This is a genomic window from Thalassospira sp. MIT1004, from assembly GCF_001858545.1.
Taxonomy (GTDB): domain Bacteria; phylum Pseudomonadota; class Alphaproteobacteria; order Rhodospirillales; family Thalassospiraceae; genus Thalassospira; species Thalassospira xiamenensis.
In genome coordinates this window covers 286,126-302,212 of sequence record NZ_MCAO01000042.1, presented here as the reverse complement: position 1 = coordinate 302,212, position 16,087 = coordinate 286,126, and the positions used below count along the sequence as shown (strand labels likewise).

General features: G+C 56.4%; 17 protein-coding genes. 9 read left to right on the top strand and 8 right to left on the bottom strand.

Annotation, left to right across the window (positions count from 1 at the left end):
* The first annotated feature begins 53 nt into the window (after window positions 1–53).
* A complete protein-coding gene (locus BC440_RS15515) occupies window positions 54–914 on the top strand; it encodes an SDR family oxidoreductase (protein WP_071240456.1) in 861 nt (286 codons plus the stop codon).
* Window positions 911–1,372 (top strand): nuclear transport factor 2 family protein, encoded by a 462-nt coding sequence (locus tag BC440_RS15510; protein WP_071240455.1) that lies wholly within the window; start codon window positions 911–913, stop codon window positions 1,370–1,372. Before BC440_RS15515 ends, BC440_RS15510 begins: the two co-directional genes overlap by 4 nt.
* Before the next feature lie 97 nt (window positions 1,373–1,469).
* On the opposite strand, the gene rnd is transcribed toward BC440_RS15510, so the two are convergent.
* The 7 genes from rnd to BC440_RS15475 all read right to left on the bottom strand — a co-directional run bounded on the left by rnd (window position 1,470) and on the right by BC440_RS15475 (window position 8,486).
* On the bottom strand, window positions 1,470–2,639 hold the full coding sequence (gene rnd, locus BC440_RS15505) for a ribonuclease D (RefSeq protein WP_071240454.1): 1,170 nt from the start codon (window positions 2,637–2,639) through the stop codon (window positions 1,470–1,472).
* A gap of 88 nt (window positions 2,640–2,727) precedes the next feature.
* Window positions 2,728–3,816 (bottom strand): succinylglutamate desuccinylase/aspartoacylase family protein, encoded by a 1,089-nt coding sequence (locus BC440_RS15500; protein WP_007090853.1) that lies wholly within the window; start codon window positions 3,814–3,816, stop codon window positions 2,728–2,730.
* Between the two features lie 3 nt (window positions 3,817–3,819).
* Complete coding sequence (gene rimK / locus BC440_RS15495) at window positions 3,820–4,725, bottom strand: 30S ribosomal protein S6--L-glutamate ligase (protein WP_007090852.1); 906 nt, start codon at window positions 4,723–4,725, stop codon at window positions 3,820–3,822.
* A 61-nt stretch (window positions 4,726–4,786) separates the two neighbouring features.
* Complete coding sequence (locus tag BC440_RS15490; RefSeq protein WP_007090851.1) at window positions 4,787–5,323, bottom strand: RimK/LysX family protein; 537 nt, start codon at window positions 5,321–5,323, stop codon at window positions 4,787–4,789.
* 84 nt (window positions 5,324–5,407) lie between these two features.
* On the bottom strand, window positions 5,408–6,160 hold the full coding sequence (locus BC440_RS15485) for a DnaA/Hda family protein (protein ID WP_007090850.1): 753 nt from the start codon (window positions 6,158–6,160) through the stop codon (window positions 5,408–5,410).
* Window positions 6,161–6,167: 7 nt separating this feature from the next.
* The gene (locus BC440_RS15480) at window positions 6,168–7,265 is read right to left on the bottom strand and encodes an AI-2E family transporter (protein WP_007090849.1); all 1,098 of its coding nucleotides are present in this window, start codon (window positions 7,263–7,265) and stop codon (window positions 6,168–6,170) included.
* Between the two features lie 96 nt (window positions 7,266–7,361).
* Window positions 7,362–8,486 (bottom strand): DUF2066 domain-containing protein, encoded by a 1,125-nt coding sequence (locus BC440_RS15475; protein ID WP_247643584.1) that lies wholly within the window; start codon window positions 8,484–8,486, stop codon window positions 7,362–7,364.
* 318 nt (window positions 8,487–8,804) lie between these two features.
* Here BC440_RS15475 and purM point away from each other — a divergent pair, with 318 nt between their 5' ends.
* The 5 genes from purM (at window position 8,805) to BC440_RS22975 (ending at window position 11,652) form a co-directional block, all read left to right on the top strand.
* The gene (gene purM, locus BC440_RS15470; protein ID WP_071240452.1) at window positions 8,805–9,878 is read left to right on the top strand and encodes a phosphoribosylformylglycinamidine cyclo-ligase; all 1,074 of its coding nucleotides are present in this window, start codon (window positions 8,805–8,807) and stop codon (window positions 9,876–9,878) included.
* The gene (gene purN, locus BC440_RS15465) at window positions 9,866–10,540 is read left to right on the top strand and encodes a phosphoribosylglycinamide formyltransferase (RefSeq protein ID WP_071240451.1); all 675 of its coding nucleotides are present in this window, start codon (window positions 9,866–9,868) and stop codon (window positions 10,538–10,540) included. Before purM ends, purN begins: the two co-directional genes overlap by 13 nt.
* Window positions 10,541–10,717: 177 nt before the next feature.
* Window positions 10,718–11,095, top strand: a complete 378-nt coding sequence (locus BC440_RS15460; protein ID WP_071240450.1) for a hypothetical protein — start codon at window positions 10,718–10,720, stop codon at window positions 11,093–11,095.
* A gap of 114 nt (window positions 11,096–11,209) precedes the next feature.
* Complete coding sequence (locus BC440_RS22450) at window positions 11,210–11,338, top strand: aa3-type cytochrome c oxidase subunit IV (protein WP_007091417.1); 129 nt, start codon at window positions 11,210–11,212, stop codon at window positions 11,336–11,338.
* A 179-nt stretch (window positions 11,339–11,517) separates the two neighbouring features.
* Window positions 11,518–11,652, top strand: coding sequence for an aa3-type cytochrome c oxidase subunit IV (locus tag BC440_RS22975; protein ID WP_110252298.1), 135 nt, complete (start codon window positions 11,518–11,520; stop codon window positions 11,650–11,652).
* 118 nt (window positions 11,653–11,770) lie between these two features.
* On the opposite strand, the gene ndk is transcribed toward BC440_RS22975, so the two are convergent.
* On the bottom strand, window positions 11,771–12,193 hold the full coding sequence (ndk, locus tag BC440_RS15455) for a nucleoside-diphosphate kinase (protein ID WP_007091418.1): 423 nt from the start codon (window positions 12,191–12,193) through the stop codon (window positions 11,771–11,773).
* A 376-nt stretch (window positions 12,194–12,569) separates the two neighbouring features.
* On the opposite strand from ndk, the gene BC440_RS15450 reads away from it, so the two are divergent.
* Both BC440_RS15450 and BC440_RS15445 read left to right on the top strand, forming a co-directional pair.
* A complete protein-coding gene (locus tag BC440_RS15450) occupies window positions 12,570–14,480 on the top strand; it encodes an ABC-F family ATP-binding cassette domain-containing protein (RefSeq protein ID WP_071240449.1) in 1,911 nt (636 codons plus the stop codon).
* Window positions 14,481–14,599: 119 nt separating this feature from the next.
* Complete coding sequence (locus tag BC440_RS15445) at window positions 14,600–15,880, top strand: calcium-binding protein (protein WP_071240448.1); 1,281 nt, start codon at window positions 14,600–14,602, stop codon at window positions 15,878–15,880.
* Window positions 15,881–16,087: the final 207 nt, after the last annotated feature.

The following is a 16,087-nucleotide window of genomic DNA, read 5'->3' as shown; positions in this document are numbered from 1 at the left end:
TTTCATTCCATTGACGGGCCAATGCCCACCCCCGATTACCGGAGAATGAAACCATGAAAATCCTTGTTACCGGCGCAACCGGCCAGCTCGGAAGTCTTGTCGTCAAACATCTGCTGACCCGCGTTTCCGCCGATCAGATTGCCGCAAGTGTCCGCAATGTTGCCAAGGCACAGGAAATGGCCGCCAAAGGCATCGATGTCCGCCATGGCGATTTTGATGATCTTGCCCTGATGACAAATGCGTTCAAAGGCATTGATATCGCGCTGATCATTTCGGGTGAAACCGATGTTGAAACCCGCATCAAACAGCACCGTACCGCCGTTGATGCCGCCAAGGCAGCCGGTGTCAGCCATCTGGTCTATACCAGCTTTATCGATGCGCGCCCTGAAAGCCCGTTTACCTATGCCGCGATCCATGCCGACACCGAAAGCTACATCAAGGCAAGCGGCCTGTCCTTCACGGTGCTGCGCAACAGCTTCTATACCGACCTTCTGATGGCGGGTGTTCCGCATGCACTTGAAACCGGCGATTTTGGTGCGCCTGCCGGTAATGGCAAGGTCAGCTACATTCCGCGTAACGACCTTGCCGAAGCCGTCGCTGCCGTCCTTGCCAACCCGGCCGATCACGTCAATCAGACCTACGAGCTTTCTGGCACGCCGATCGGCTTTGCCGATATCGCCGCCATCATCGCCGACGCAATCGGCAAGGAGATCCGTTATGTCGATCTGCCGCCCGAAGTCCATACCGGCATTCTGGCAAGCTTTGGCCTGCCCGGCCATCTGGTTGAGGCGCTAAGCGGCATGTATGTCGGCACGCGTAATGGCGATTATGAACAGACCAGCGATGATTTCGCCAAGGTTGTTGGTCGCGCACCGCAAAGCACCGCGGACTTTCTGAAAGAGGCGCTTAAATGAGCCGCGCCAAAACAATCCTTGCTGCCAGCCTGGTCGTCACCTTGGTTGCCATCGGCTTCGCCTTGCCCGCCCATGCGGGCGAGGTCGAAGACCGCAACACCGCCAATGTCGTCGCGTTTTATGACATGGTTTTCAATCAGCGCGATGTTGACGGCGCGATCACGAAATATATCGGCGATGAATACATTCAGCATAACCCGTTTGTTGCCGATGGCATTGACGGCTTCCGCGAGGGCATTACCGGCTGGCTGAATTCTGATGCGTCGATCCATGCCGAAATCGTCCGTACTGTCGCCGAGGGTAATCTGGTGGTCACCCATGTCAGGTCCCTTTCGGCAGAAGGCGAAAGTGCGGTAATGGATATCTTCCGACTTGATGATACCGGCAAGATCATCGAACACTGGGACGTCGCCCAGCCGGTCCCGGCCGAACAGGCGCATGACAACACGATGTTCTAAAACCGGGGTTCTAAAACCGGGCTTCCTCCCCTGTTGCAAAAACGAAAAACGGGCCAAAGCTGGCTCGTTTTTTCATGTCTTCGATTGGGTCGCGGACTTAGTCCTTGGCGTCGAGTTCGACAAACACCACTTCACCGTTCTTGAGCTTGAGCCCGATCTGTCCGTGTTTGAGTTGCAGCGCATATTGCCCGAACAATTCGCGCCGCCAGCCATGCATCGCCGGGACGTCGGCATTGTCATCAGCCGCGATATTCTGCAAATCGTCGCTGGATGCCACCAGCCGCTGGGCGACGCCCTTTTCCTCGGAACAGAGTTTGAGCAGCACCTTGAGCAGTTCCACCGTCGGGCCGATGCCCGATGGAAGGTCGGGGCGGAATTTTGGTTGTGGCCAATCTTCCTGCGGGCTGTCAAGCGCGGCCTGAATGGCTTCGATGATCGCCTGACCGGGTTTGCTGCTGCCGAAATTGCGGCCAACACCACGGGTCTTGTCGAGATCCTTGTCGGTCAATGGCTGCCGGGCGGCGATATCAAGCAGCGTATCATCGCGCAGAACACGGTTACGCGGCAGGTTCTTGCGCTGTGCCTCGGTCTCGCGCCATTCGCCAAGCGCGCGCGCCACCGCCAGGAATTTCGGGCTGTTGGAGCGGGTTTTAAGCCGAAGCCATGCTTCTTTCGGATCAATCGAATAGATCGACGGATCGGTCAGGCGTTCCATTTCCTCGGCCAGCCAATAGGCCCGGCCATTGGCTTCGAGGCGTTCGTGGAAGGCCTCGTAAATCACGCGAAGATGCGTCACATCCGACAGCGCATAGCTGAGCTGCTTGGTTGAAAGCGGGCGGTGCGACCAGTCGGTAAAGCGCATCGATTTATCGATATTCTTGCGCACCACCTTGTTGACCAGCGTCTCGTAACCGACCTGATCGCCATAGCCAAGCACCATCGCCGCCACCTGGGTATCAAATACCGGGTGCGGGACCCTGCCGCTGAGATGGACGAAAATCTCGATATCCTGACGGGCGGCGTGAAACACCTTGACCACGCTTTCGTCCTGCATCAGGTCGAACAGCGGGGCAAGGTCAATGCCCTCGGCCAGCGGATCAACCGCCGCACCATTATCCGACGGTTCGGGACTTGCAAGCTGCACGAGGCAAAGCTGCGGCCAATAGGTCGAATCGCGCATGAACTCGGTATCGACCGTGACATATTCGAACTGCCGGAGCTTTTCGCACAACGCGCGCAGTTCTTCTGTATTTGTAATTGGTTCCATAAACCTTGCTATAACATTGCCGGGCGTGATCCGCCAGTAGCTTCGATATGGCAGCTATCATGCGCAAAAAGCACTTAAAAACGACGTCTTAGATGATTTCATCCTCGTCGAGCAGCGGATCGGATTGCAGATGGGTTTCGATGGCGTCCATGCGTTCCTGCAATTCCGATGACCGTTTGATCGCCGCCACATGGAAAAGCGCATCGCCCTGATTGACAATCGGCAGATTGGTCCGCCCGATGATCAATCCGGCATGTTTCGCCACGACCTCTGCATCGCGAAGGCCAAACGGATCGGAAACTGCGGCCACCACATCGCCTTCGTTGACGAACTCGCCCGCGATCTTGAAGGTCCTTAAAATCCCGCCGACCGGCGCACGCAGCCAATAACTGCTGGATGATTTGAAAGGGGGGACTTTCGGATCACGGATCGAGCGGCCCGACGTCATGCCAAGCTTGCGCATCACGCGCAAAACCCCCGAAACACCGGCCCGGATCGACATTTCATCAAACCGGAGCCCCTCGCCCGCTTCATAGAGCAGGATCGGCACTTCGGCCTCCTTGCCGGCCTGGCGCAGCGAGCCTTCGCGCAGCGGACTGGTCAGGATGATCGGGGCACCGAAGGCCTCGGCATAGGCCATGATATCCTCGTCATCTTCATTGACCCTGATCTGGGGCAGATTCACGCGGTTCACGGCTGCGGAATGCAGATCGATGCCGAAGTCGGACCGTTCGACAATTTCAGTCAGGAAAAGATGGGCAAGCTGTGCGGCAAGGGAGCCCGCCGAATGACCGGGGAAGCATCGATTAAGGTCGCGGCGGTCGGGCAGATAGCGCGTATGGTTCAGAAACCCGAACGCATTGACGACCGGAACCGCCAGCAAGGTTCCATGCATCCCGCGAAGGGCGGGCGATTTCAGAACCCGGCGGATGACCTCCACCCCGACGATTTCATCGCCATGCACGGCACCACTAACGAACAGAACCGGGCCGGGCCGTTTGCCATGCACCACATTGACGGTCAGATTGACCGGCGTGTGATTGGATAAAAGCGAGATCGGAATATCAACGATCTGGCGGGTGCCCGCAGGCACCCTTTTATCGCCAATCTCGAAGTCCGGGGTCCTGGCTACCTTTGCCGATCTGGCGTTGGATACTTTCTTCCCGATCTCGTTCACAGTTTATCCCTTGCCTTTGGTCCGCACCTTGCCGGGGCGGTGATCCTTTTCCATGAATTCGATAATCATTCCGGCAATGTCCTTGCCGGTTGCCCCTTCGATGCCTTCCAGCCCAGGCGATGAATTGACTTCCATCACCACCGGACCGTGGTTGGAGCGAAGAATATCGACACCACAGACATTTAGCCCCATCGCCTTGGCGGCTTCAACTGCTGTTGCACGTTCCTGCGGAGTAATACGCACGGCACGCGCCGAACCGCCGCGATGAATGTTGGACCGGAAATCACCCTCCGCCCCGGTGCGTTCCATGCTGGCAATGACTTTCTCGCCAATTACAAAGCAGCGAATATCGGTATTGCCGGCTTCCTTGATGAATTCCTGCACCATGATATCGACATTGGCCCCGCGGAAGGCCTCGATCACGGATTTGGCGGATTTTTCGGTTTCGCCAAGAACCACACCAATGCCCTGGGTGCCTTCCAGAAGCTTGATCACAACCGGCGCACCGCCGACAATCGAAAGAACCTCGTCGGTTTTTTTCGGATCATGGGCAAAGGCCGTCACCGGCAGGCCGACACCACGCCGCGACAGGATCTGCAAGGAGCGCAGCTTGTCACGTGACCGGCCAATCGCCACGGATTCGTTTAACGGATAAACCCCCATCATTTCAAACTGACGCAGCACCGCCAGTCCGAAAAACGTCACCGAAACGCCGATACGCGGAATAACCGCGTCATACCCGGTCAGTTTCTTGCCGCCGTAATAGATTTCCGGCTTCAGCGACGTGATGTTCATCGTCACGCGCAAGGTGTTGATGACATCAATCTCGTGCCCGCGACTTTCGGCCGCCTCGACCAGCCGTTTGTGGGAGTACAGATTAGGATTGCGCGCAAGCATTGCGATTTTCATGCAATGGACTCCCGTGGTCGAGCGTTACAGAATGTGTCGAAGGTTCAACGACAGCGTCGGATCATTGTTCCGAAACGGTGCCGGATTGCAGCGCCGTATAAACCTGTTCCGGTTTCCCCGCCAGATAAGATTTTGACGGTTGGACCAAAAATCTTCCTGCCTTCATTGCCGTGCGCCCCAGCAGCATGGGAAAGCCCATCAATGAACGGTTTGCCAATGAAATCTCGACCCGGATTTTATGATGCCCGACGGCAATATGGGTCGAAATCACATAACGTTCCTCGGCCTCGCCGTTGGAACTGCGAATCTCGCGGGTTTCAACAAGCGGTGCCGTGCATTCGATACGACCATGCCCGTCACCGCGGTAATGCGGCAAGATGAATTTTACGAATTTTTGGTTATCGCGTTCAATCATGCGGGGATTAAGCGCATGAAGCGACGATGTCCGCGCCCCGGTATCGACCTTGGCCTTCATCAACGGCACGTCAAAATCCGGTAGTCCGATCCATTCGCGCCAGCCCAGAACATGTCCGGACTGGACCAGTGCATCGGTCTTGGATTTCAGGGACGGTTTAACCTTGGTCTTGCGCGGGGTCACATGCACTATCCGGTAATTTGCAATCGGGCGAATATAACGCGCAACATCTTGCCTCGCCTATCGAAAATGCGTCTGACTGCTACGTCAATCCTGTTGACCATCCATCACGGCCCGCACCAGCGGCAATGTCACCGCGCGCTTTTGCGCCAATGCCTGCCGGTCAATCGCGGCCACCAGTTCGGTAAGCGCGACAAAGCTGCGTTCGATGCGTGGCAGGATATAGGCAATGATCTGCGGGCCAGGTGCCATCTGCCGGTCGGCGAACAGCTTGATCAGAAGTCCGACCATCAAGTCGTCATCGGGCGGGGAAATTTCGCAGACCAGTGCCGCCCCCAGCCGTGATTTCAAATCCGGCAGATCGACTTTCCAGCGCGATGGGGGCTGCTGTGCGGTCATCAGCAAATGCCCGCCGCGTTCTTTGAGCATATTATAAAGATGGAAACACACCGTCTCGTCGAGGCCAAGATCGGCATCCTCGATGACAAGCCCGGTGGCATCGCCCAGAAGCACGTCCGGATTCGCCCCGACAAGGTCACGCCCCGAAACGCTTAGCGCGGCCGACCGTGCCCGCCATACTTCCGCAAGGTGGCTTTTGCCCGATCCGCGCGGACCATAAAGGCAAAGGGCAGGAACCGGCCATTCCGGCCAGTGATCAATCCATGAAACGGCTTCGCGATTACAATCGGCGACCATGAAATCGGCCCGCCCCAATGCCGGGCGCAATTCCAGTTCCAGCGGCAACTGTTGCGGCGATAATTCCGGCATATGGCCGTCGCCACCCTTTTCGGGTGCAGCGGGCGTTTCGTCCGGGGCCGTCTTTTGGGGTGCGCGGGTCACTGTGTTCTCAATTCTCGGCGTCTTTTAACGGATCATAGGCCGGATTGTCAGGGCCGTGATCATATAACCGGCTATCCAGATACTGCCTTAAGCCATATCGCACAAGCACACCGATCACCGCAGCCACCGGTACGGCCAGCATCACACCCAGCAATCCGAAAACAGCACCCCCGGCCAGCAGGGCAAACATCACCCAGACCGCATGCAGACCGACCTTGTCGCCGACCAGTTTCGGGGTCAGGAAGTTGCCTTCCATCACCTGCCCGGCCCCGAAAACAAGGGCGACCAGCGCCAGATCGACACTGACGCCAAACTGCGCCAATGCCACGCCCATGCCAACGGCGAACCCGGCAAACATGCCGAAATAGGGTACAAAGGACACGAGCCCGGTCATCAGGCCAATGACAAAGCCGAATTCAAGCCCAACCGCCGTCAGGCCCAGCGCGTAGAACAGGCCAAGCAAAATGCAAACCGTGGCCTGCCCGCGCACGAAGCCAGCCAGGGTTTCATCAATTTCGCGCGCGCATTGGCGGATATCCTCGGCCGAACGGCGCGGCAGATATCCATCGATCTTGGCAACGATCTTGTCCCAGTCACGCAGCAGGTAAAACGCCACAACCGGGGTAATGAACACAAGGCTGAGGAAGTTCAGCAACGCCAGCCCCCCCGAAAGCACATTGGTCAGAAGGTTGCCGACCCATTTGATCGCGTTCGCGGTCTGGCCTTTGACCGAATCCGATATGCCTTCAAGCGTTTCGGGCGCGATGCGGTCGATGATGTGCTGCACATACGGTGCTACGGTCGTCCGCAATGTGTCGATATAACCGGGCAGTCTTTCAAGGAAGCCTGCAAGCTGGCTGCCGATCATCGGCACGATCAGCAACAACACGAAAATGAAAATCAGAAAAAACAGAACCGTGATGATCGTCGTGGCAATCGTCCGGTTGATCCCGCGTGCTTCCAGCCGGTCGGCCAGCGGATCAAGGAAATAGGCAATCGCCATCCCGGCCACAAACGGCAGCAGGATGCCGGAAAAAAGCCAGATCAGAACGAAAAAACCGACAATGAAAATCAGCCAGAAACGGGCCTGTTGCCGAAACGTCATATCCGTTTTTCCCCTTGTTTCGCTGTCATGTCGCCGTGATGATGCCCGCCCCCAAAATATTTGCGAACATCCTGCACGGTTAAGCCTCAGGCGGCATTATCCGCCAATCGACAGGTCCTGCAAACGCTCCGACCCGGCAGGCTGGATGAACCAGATATCCCCCATCTGGCTCAGGCTCAGATTCTGTTGTGCCAGGGCGGTGCGAAGCTGATCGGTCGAACCGACATAATCCACAGCAATCTGTACTTCACGGCGCGACATTGCGACGACCCGGCTGTTGCGTACCACCGGAGAGCCGATAATGCGTTCCTCGATCTTGGCCCAGTCATCAAGACCGGTGATCGGAATGAACACCATCAACTGCCCGCCGGTGCCGTAATTGATCAGGTTGGCACGTTTCCAGCCGTCCGAAAGCTGGTCCTGCACCCCTTTGGCCGCATGCACCAGCGTTTCGTTCAGGCTTTCGCCCGGCTGGGTGGTTTCGGTCACGCCAAAAATCTGTGGCGCACCGCCCGCGTCATATCGGGTGGCGGTCACATCAACCGTTTCCGCGCCGGTTTCACCACGGACCGTGGCGCTGGCAACGACGGCGACATTCGCACCATAGCGGCGGGCAAGCTCGTTCAGGCGGTCGATCGCACCATTTTCAGCCTGCTCGGCCGAAACGATGCCGATATCCTGCAAATCGCCAATCGGTGCCTTGACCGGGACCAGACCGCCCGATGCGAAATTGCGGCTCCAGATATCGCGCCACGGATTGGGGTCATCCCACAGGCTGGTGTAACCGCCCGAATGATAGACCGGCACAATGATCACCGGCTTGGATTGCAATTCGGCAAACGGGATATCGCGGAAACGCAAATAGTTGCGAAGCTCGTTTTCCTTGAAGCGCACCGTCATGTCGGCGATATAGCGCACCGAGGATGTTTTCTCGTTCGAAACGCCGAAATCGCGCACCATATTATTGATGTCGTTCTGGTTTGGCGTGCCAAGACCTCTGCGGTCTTCGGGCAATGTCAGGCGTGCCACAACCTCATCGAAGGCCTTGCGCTGACCGATGGCAAGGGCCTGATCACGTGCGGCGGCGGCGGTTTCCGCACTTTCGTCAACATGCACCCCCGATACCGAGAAGATGTCCTGCGCAAATACCGGAAAGGATAAGGACGCCGAAAGTCCGACGACACCTGCCAACAGCCTGAAACTTTTGAGTCTTGTAAGCACGTTTGCCTCTTTGCCCATTTTTCGATGGTTTGATGCTTCTTGTGGCACGAGTGAAGCATTCTGGAAAGAAAACTCTCCCATGCGCACCTGAGCATTGCATATTGCCCACGTTTGAGTATTTTCGGCCCAGCGGAAATTATCAAGCCCGCGTTTTTTATCAGTATGATGACTTTTGGCTTCTTATTGCCCTGATTAAAGGCGTAACCAAGGCGAAAGTTCCAGCCCCGGTTGCCAAAACCCGGCCTGATCGCCCGTACTGATGAAAAACGCGGGTTGCCCGCTTTGTTTTATCCATGCGCTTAAGCCGAGGATCACCCAATGACCGCCTCCAACGGCCTTACCTATAAGGACTCCGGTGTCGATATCGATGCTGGCAATGCCCTTGTCGATGCTATCAAACCGCTGGCCAAAGCAACCAGCAGAACCGGCGTTACCGGTGGTTTGGGGGGATTCGGCGCTTTGTTCGACCTGAAAGCTGCCGGTTATAACGACCCGGTTCTGGTTTCGTGCACCGATGGTGTCGGCACCAAGCTGAAAGTCGCCTTTCTGGCCGACAAACACGATACCGTCGGCATCGACCTTGTCGCGATGAGCGTCAATGACCTTGTGGTCCAGGGGGCGGAGCCGCTTCTGTTCCTTGATTACTTTGCCACCGGCAAGCTTGCCGTCGACAAGGCAACCGACGTTGTTGCCGGTATTGCCGAGGGTTGCAAACAGGCGGGCTGCGCGTTGATCGGCGGGGAAACCGCCGAAATGCCGGGCATGTATTCCGACGGCGAATATGATCTGGCCGGTTTTGCGGTCGGGGCGGCGGAACGCGGCGAGTTGCTTGACGGTTCGAACGTTGCCGAGGGCGATGTGATCCTTGGCCTGGCATCCAGTGGTGTTCATTCCAACGGTTATTCGCTGGTGCGCAAGGTTGTCGACATGGCCGGTCTTGGTTACGGCGATGATGCCCCGTTTGCACCGGGCAAGAATGTTGGCGAGGCGCTGCTTGAACCGACCAAAATCTATGTCAAAAGCTGTTTGGCGGCGCACAAAGCCGGTCTGGTCAAGGCGCTGGCGCATATCACCGGTGGCGGTTTAACCGAAAACGTCCCGCGCGTTTTGCCCGAAAACCTGACGGCGGTGTTTGACGCCAGCACGTGGGAATTCCTTCCGATTTTCAAATGGCTGTCCAAACAGGGCGGCATCCCGTCGGTTGAAATGGCGCGTACCTTTAATTGCGGCATTGGCATGTGCGTTGTGGTTCCGGCCGACAAGGCCGATGAGGCCGAAGCGCTTTTGCGTGAACACGGCGAAACCGTCAGCCAGATCGGTGTGATCGGCCCGCGTGCCGGTGATGGCCCGCAGGTCATCATCAAAAACATGGCCGCTGCATGGGAAAAGTAACGCCGCTAAAACTCGCGGTTCTGGTTTCGGGCGGCGGGTCGAACCTTCAGGCGATCATTGATGCCTGCAAGACGCCTGATTATCCGGCGGAAATCGTTCTGGTGTTTTCCAACCAGCTTGACGCAGGCGGGCTTGAACGGGCGCGCCGTGCCGGTATCCGGGCCGAGGCGATATCGCACAAGGGCTTTGAAGGTGGCCGCGAGGCCTATGACAGCACGGTCAGCAACCTGATTGAAGAATCCGGTGCCGATCTGGTGGTTCTGGCCGGTTATCTGCGTCTGGTCAGTGAAAGCTTCGTGACGCGCTGGGAAGGTCGGCTGATCAATATTCACCCGTCCCTTCTGCCAAGCTTCAAGGGCCTGCACGTTCATCAGGCCGCCCTTGATGCCGGGGTGAAATATTCCGGCTGCACGGTGCATTATGTGGTGCCCGAAGTCGACAGCGGCCCGATCATTGCGCAGGCCGTGGTGCCGGTCCTGCCCGGTGATGATGCCGGTACGCTGGCGCAGCGCATCCTGAAACAGGAACATCGTATTTACCCGCAGGTGATCCGCTGGATCGCCGAGGGCCGGGTTTCGGTCGATGAAGCCGGGATCGTGACAGTTGCGGATGCAGATGCCCCGGATTTCGCGCAAATCAATCCGGTGCCTGAACCGAATTGACTGCGCCCGTGGCGGGCGATCCGCACATGGTTCAGGGGCAGGTAAAAACCTGTCCCTTTTTTTGCCTGCTGGTATCACGAAAAATGATCTGGCAGCTTCTGATATTGGTCATATTTCATTCGCATTTTTCAGGTCTTTTCTCCTGCGACCTGTCCACCGGATCAGAGCCCCAAAAACATGAAATTATCCGCGCTGCGACTGAATATTCCCCAAGCCATCCTGGTGCATACATCCCTTCTGGCTGCTGTATTGGTGGCACCGATGCTGCTTTGTGCCGATGAAGCCCGCGCCGATGAGCCGAGCTGGTCCCAACGCAAGTGCCAGTTTTACCAGTCGTTTCGCGACCAGCTTCAACCGAGCCGGGATAAAAACGAGCTTGGAGAGGAATTTCTAAAAAGCGAAGATGCCTTTGTTGCATCGGGATGCACCGCGCGCATCCATGTCTGTCCGACCACCGAGGCCGAACTCGATTACGCCAATAAAATGTCCCTGAGAATGATGAATGAAGGCGCCACGGGTTCCTTCCTGCCCTATTCCTGCGCCCCGACAGACTGACATCCGCATCGGGCTTTATTGGCCAAATGAATGATATTGCCAGTTAATCTGCGTCTTGCGTCGCAACAACTTCACGTCTATACACTGGAGAAATTCTAAACGCAGGAGGCTAATTTGCAGGGTAAAGACTACGAACTGACCAAGACCCACGTCGACATCTATAACGGCTATACCGTCTTTATGAAGTGGGGCACTCTTTCTGTTGTCGCCATTCTGATCCTGATGGCCATCTTCCTGCTGTGATCGCCTGATCGCGGGGTAAACAATGCAAAGCTGCCGAAACCGGCAGCTTTTTTCTTGGCTAAAAACAAACGCCTGACGTTATTTTGACGATCTTTATTCACCCCTGAAATGTGTTACGATGCGTTTGGTATTTCCCGCCAAGGGTCACGCCACACCTGTAACAAGTCAGGGAGGAAACAATGCAGGGAAGCGACTACGATAACAATCTGGTTGAGGTCCACCAGCATGGCTGGGAAAACTGGACCAAATTCATGCTCTGGAGCGTCATTTCAATTGCCGTCCTGCTGTTATTGATGGCGGCATTCCTGCTCTGATCGGCTGTATATTTCAGGCACAAAAAAACGCCCCGCACATGATGCGGGGCGCTTCTTATCCGGCGAACCGGAAACCGTATTTCGTATCGCTTAACCGACGATGTCGGAAGCGACAGCCTTAACCGACGATGTCGGTCTGGGCGAAGAAATAGGAAATTTCGATTGCAGCATTTTCAAGCGAGTCCGAACCGTGGACCGAGTTCGCTTCGATGGATTCTGCAAACTGTTTGCGAATGGTGCCTTCCTCGGCATTGGCCGGGTTGGTAGCGCCCATAACTTCGCGGTATTTGGCAACAGCATTTTCGCCTTCCAGAGCCTGGACGACGACCGGGCCGGAAACCATGAAGTCCACGAGTTCGCCAAAGAACGAACGTTCCTTGTGAACAGCATAGAAGCCTTCGGCCTGTGCACGGGTCAGAGCGACACGCTTCTGCGCGACGATGCGAAGGCCTGCGTCTTCGATGACGGCATTGATTTTGCCCGTCAGGTTGCGGCGCGTTGCGTCCGGCTTGATGATCGAAAGAGTGCGTTCGATAGCCATTGGTTTCACCTAGCTACTTGTAAAAATTCGTTACCCCCAAGAAGGGACTGCGGAAGATAAAAAAGCCGACGACAAGGCTTCCTTATCATCCGCAGACCCTAAGGTTGGCGCTATATAAACGCCCTTGGTTCGCAACGCAACACATAGTTCGGTCCGCGCAATTCAGACCTGCGCCCCTTGCATCGGGGGTTGAACAGGTGAGAAAAGCCGCCAAATCCCGTGAAACTGCGCGCCTTGCCGTCCCATCACGCACGCATTTTGTCCTGTTGGTCCTGTGATCGAGTGTTCATGACAGTTTCAAGAATCCTTGCGTCACGGCCCTCCCTGCCCTATTGAAAGCACAGATTTTCAAACGATTCCCGAACGCGGACCCGAAATGCTGCAAATTACCGACCTGACCTACCGCATTGGCGGCCGTATGATCCTTGATCACGTGACCCTGACCGTACCCGACGGGTACAAACTGGGCCTGATCGGGCGTAACGGGGCCGGCAAATCCACGCTTTTGAAACTGATTTCCGGCGAAATCGCATCGGATGGCGGCGATGTATCGCTGTCTAACCGCACCCGCATGGGTGTGGTATCACAGGAAGCCCCGGCGGGGTCGCGATCCCTGCTTGATACGGTTCTGGATGCCGATACCGAACGTGCGGCCCTTCTGCATGAAGCCGAAAACGTTACTGATCCGAACCGGATCGCCGATATCTATACCCGGCTTGCCGACATCGACGCCCACACCGCAGAAGCCCGCGCGGCATCGATCCTATCGGGTCTTGGTTTCGATGCCGAAGCCCAGCAACGCCCGTGCGATGATTTTTCCGGCGGCTGGCGGATGCGTGTGGCACTGGCGGCAACCCTGTTCCTGCAACCCGACCTGCTGCTGCTTGACGAGCCGACCAACCACCTTGATCTTGAAGCCACCATCTGGCTTGAAAACTATCTGATCAACTATCCCGGCACGATCATCCTGATCAGTCACGACCGCGACCTTCTGAACAAGGCGGTCAAACATATTGCCCATCTGACCGATGGCAAGGTGACGATGTATGGCGGCAATTACGACAAATTTGCCAAAACGCGCCGTGAACAGATGGAACTGGCGTCCAAGCATTACGAAAAACAGGTCGCCCAGCAAAAACACATCCAGTCCTTCATCGACCGCTTCCGCGCCAAGGCCAGCAAGGCCAAACAGGCGCAAAGCCGTATCAAGATGCTGGAAAAAATGGGACCGGCAATTGCCGTTGTCGAAGACCGCAGCATTTCGTTCGACTTCCCAAGCCCCAAGGAACTGCCACCGCCCCTGATCAATATCCATAACGGCGATGTCGGCTATGAACCCGGCAAACCGGTCTTGCGCAATATCAGCCTGCGCATTGATATGGATGACCGCATCGCGCTTCTGGGTGCCAACGGTAACGGTAAATCGACACTGGCCAAACTTCTTGCCAATCGGCTTGAACTGATGGCCGGGGAAAAGGTTGCATCGGGCAAATTGCGCATCGGTTATTTTGCCCAGCATCAGACCGACGAGCTTCGCCCCGATGAAACCCCTTATCAGCATATGGCAGCCCTGATGCCTGATGTCATCGAACACAAGGTCCGGGCCCAGCTTGGCCGCTTTGCGTTTGAAGGCCAGAAAGGCGACACCAAGGTCAAGGACCTTTCGGGTGGGGAAAAGGCGCGTCTGCTGTTTGCGCTGATGACGCTTGATGCCCCGCATATGCTGATCCTTGACGAACCGACCAACCATCTTGATATCGACAGCCGCGATGCGCTAAACCATGCGCTTAACGCCTATGAAGGTGCGGTGATCATCATCAGCCACGATCCCTATCTGATCGAAGCCTGTGCGGATCGCCTGATTCTGGTTGCCGATGGTGCGGTCACCGCCTTTGACGGCGACGTTGCCGAATATCGCCAGTATCTGCTGAACCGCGCACGTGATGAACGCCGCGCGGACAAGGCAGAAGCCAACGAAAACGGCGAACCGGCACGGCCAGAGGACAAGGGCAACCGAAAGGCGCTCCGCCAGCAGGCCGCCGAAAAACGCAAGGCCGCCGCCCCCATCAAGCGCGAGATTGAAAATCTTGAAAAGCAGATGGAAAAACTGACCGCGCGTCGTGACAAAATCAAGGCAGAAATGGCCGATCCGGCGCTTTACGAGCCCGATAACGCCACCAAACTGACCACCTTGCAAAAAGACCTTGGCAAGATCGAAAACGAACTGGCCGAGATCGAAACCCGCTGGATGGAAAAGCAGGAAGAATACGAACAGAAGGTGGCGTAACCCGCCGCCTTCTGGCGTCTCCCCTGTTTTGACGTCAATCCCGCCCCGCTGCCATCAAGTCGCCGAATTCTCCCCGCAGCTTTTCCCAAGGGCAAAGCAAACAATGCGGGAGACGGACCATGGTTGAACTCATCTATGGGACCGACGGCGCAGATGTGCTTGTCGGAACAGAGCAGGACGATCATATTTTTGGGCGCGCGGGCAGTGATGATATTCGCGGGCTTGGCGGCCATGACCGCTTCTATGAGATCGGACCGGGGAACGATACGCTTGATGGCGGTGCCGGTCATGATCATTTTCATGCAAGTATCGGTGACGACACGCTGCTTGGCGGGTCGGGCAATGACAAACTTGATGGCGGCCCGGGGGCCGATGTCATTGACGGCGGTCCTGGCCGCGATGAAATTCGATTTTCCTATTCAAATGACTCGGCCAAGGAAGGCGTCATCGTCAATCTTGCCACCGGCATTGGTGTGGGCGGCGATGCGGATGGCGACCGTTACAGCAACATCGAAGATATCCGCGCATCACGCTATGGCGACATTCTGATCGGGGATGACGGCAACAACACCTTTTACCAAACCTATAACGGTGCTGGCGAAGGCGACATCATGATGGGCGGCGGCGGAGACGATACTTTCTATGCCACCCACAGCTCCGCTTTTTCCGAGGATATCGCAAGCTACTTTATCGGCGGCGAAGGCATTGACACCATCAGCTACATCGCCGGTTGGGGCAATGATGCGCCCTATGGTGAATATGGTCCGCAACCGGTGATCAATCTTGAAACCGGATCGGGGCGCACCGGAGATCATTTCGTCAGTATCGAAAATGTCGATGGCAGCAATCAAAGCGACCTGATCATCGGTGATGAAAACGATAACCGCCTGATCGGCAACAAGGGCGGCGATACCATCTATGGCCGCGATGGCGACGACGTCATTGTCGGCGAAAACATCCATGGCGAAGCCGGAAATGATACGCTCACCGGCGAATGGTATGATGTCTCGCTTTATGGCGGTGACGGCCATGACATACTTGATGCCGGCCCCATCGCCCATGAAGCCTTCTCCGACAACATCCTTTCGGGTGGCGGCGGCAATGACTGGCTTCAGGGCAATATCGGCGACGATACTTTCGTCTTCGACGCCGAAGCCTCCAGCCGGGATCGTGTGGTTGATTTCGAAAGCGGCAATGACGGCGATACCCTGCTCCTCACCGCTGATCTTCAGGCCAGATCGGGCATTACCGATTTCAACAGCCTGCTTGATCATGCCACCGAAACCGATGGCGGCGATCTTTACATCGATTTCAGCAACGGCGCCCCATGGACCTTTGGGGTGATTATCGAAGACATCACCAAGGACGACCTGACACCCGACAATGTCGAGTTCGGCTAGACCCCGCCCCCGAAACACCAAGGGCCGCCCGGTTTATCGCAAGGCGGCCTTTTTCTTCGGCATTTCCCGCTTCTGGTCTTGTCCGTCAGGTTGCAGCTGGTTGATAGATCCCTGGCACGAAATAGCTGTATCGCTTTCGAACTGTTCGGAATACCGATCAACAAGGTGATCGCGAATGTTGCCGGTTAACCAAACCCTTCAGGCGAT

Excerpts from the sequence above, each read along its gene's own strand:
- BC440_RS15515 (WP_071240456.1), top strand. The coding sequence starts at position 54 with ATGAAAATCCTTGTTACCGGCGCAACCGGCCAGCTCGGAAGTCTTGTC.
- BC440_RS15510 (WP_071240455.1), top strand. The coding sequence starts at position 911 with ATGAGCCGCGCCAAAACAATCCTTGCTGCCAGCCTGGTCGTCACCTTG.
- rnd (WP_071240454.1), bottom strand. The coding sequence starts at position 2,639 with ATGGAACCAATTACAAATACAGAAGAACTGCGCGCGTTGTGCGAAAAG.
- rimK (WP_007090852.1), bottom strand. The coding sequence starts at position 4,725 with ATGAAAATCGCAATGCTTGCGCGCAATCCTAATCTGTACTCCCACAAA.
- BC440_RS15480 (WP_007090849.1), bottom strand. The coding sequence starts at position 7,265 with ATGACGTTTCGGCAACAGGCCCGTTTCTGGCTGATTTTCATTGTCGGT.
- purM (WP_071240452.1), top strand. The coding sequence starts at position 8,805 with ATGACCGCCTCCAACGGCCTTACCTATAAGGACTCCGGTGTCGATATC.
- purN (WP_071240451.1), top strand. The coding sequence starts at position 9,866 with ATGGGAAAAGTAACGCCGCTAAAACTCGCGGTTCTGGTTTCGGGCGGC.
- BC440_RS15460 (WP_071240450.1), top strand. The coding sequence starts at position 10,718 with ATGAAATTATCCGCGCTGCGACTGAATATTCCCCAAGCCATCCTGGTG.
- BC440_RS22975 (WP_110252298.1), top strand. The coding sequence starts at position 11,518 with ATGCAGGGAAGCGACTACGATAACAATCTGGTTGAGGTCCACCAGCAT.
- ndk (WP_007091418.1), bottom strand. The coding sequence starts at position 12,193 with ATGGCTATCGAACGCACTCTTTCGATCATCAAGCCGGACGCAACGCGC.
- BC440_RS15450 (WP_071240449.1), top strand. The coding sequence starts at position 12,570 with ATGCTGCAAATTACCGACCTGACCTACCGCATTGGCGGCCGTATGATC.
- BC440_RS15445 (WP_071240448.1), top strand. The coding sequence starts at position 14,600 with ATGGTTGAACTCATCTATGGGACCGACGGCGCAGATGTGCTTGTCGGA.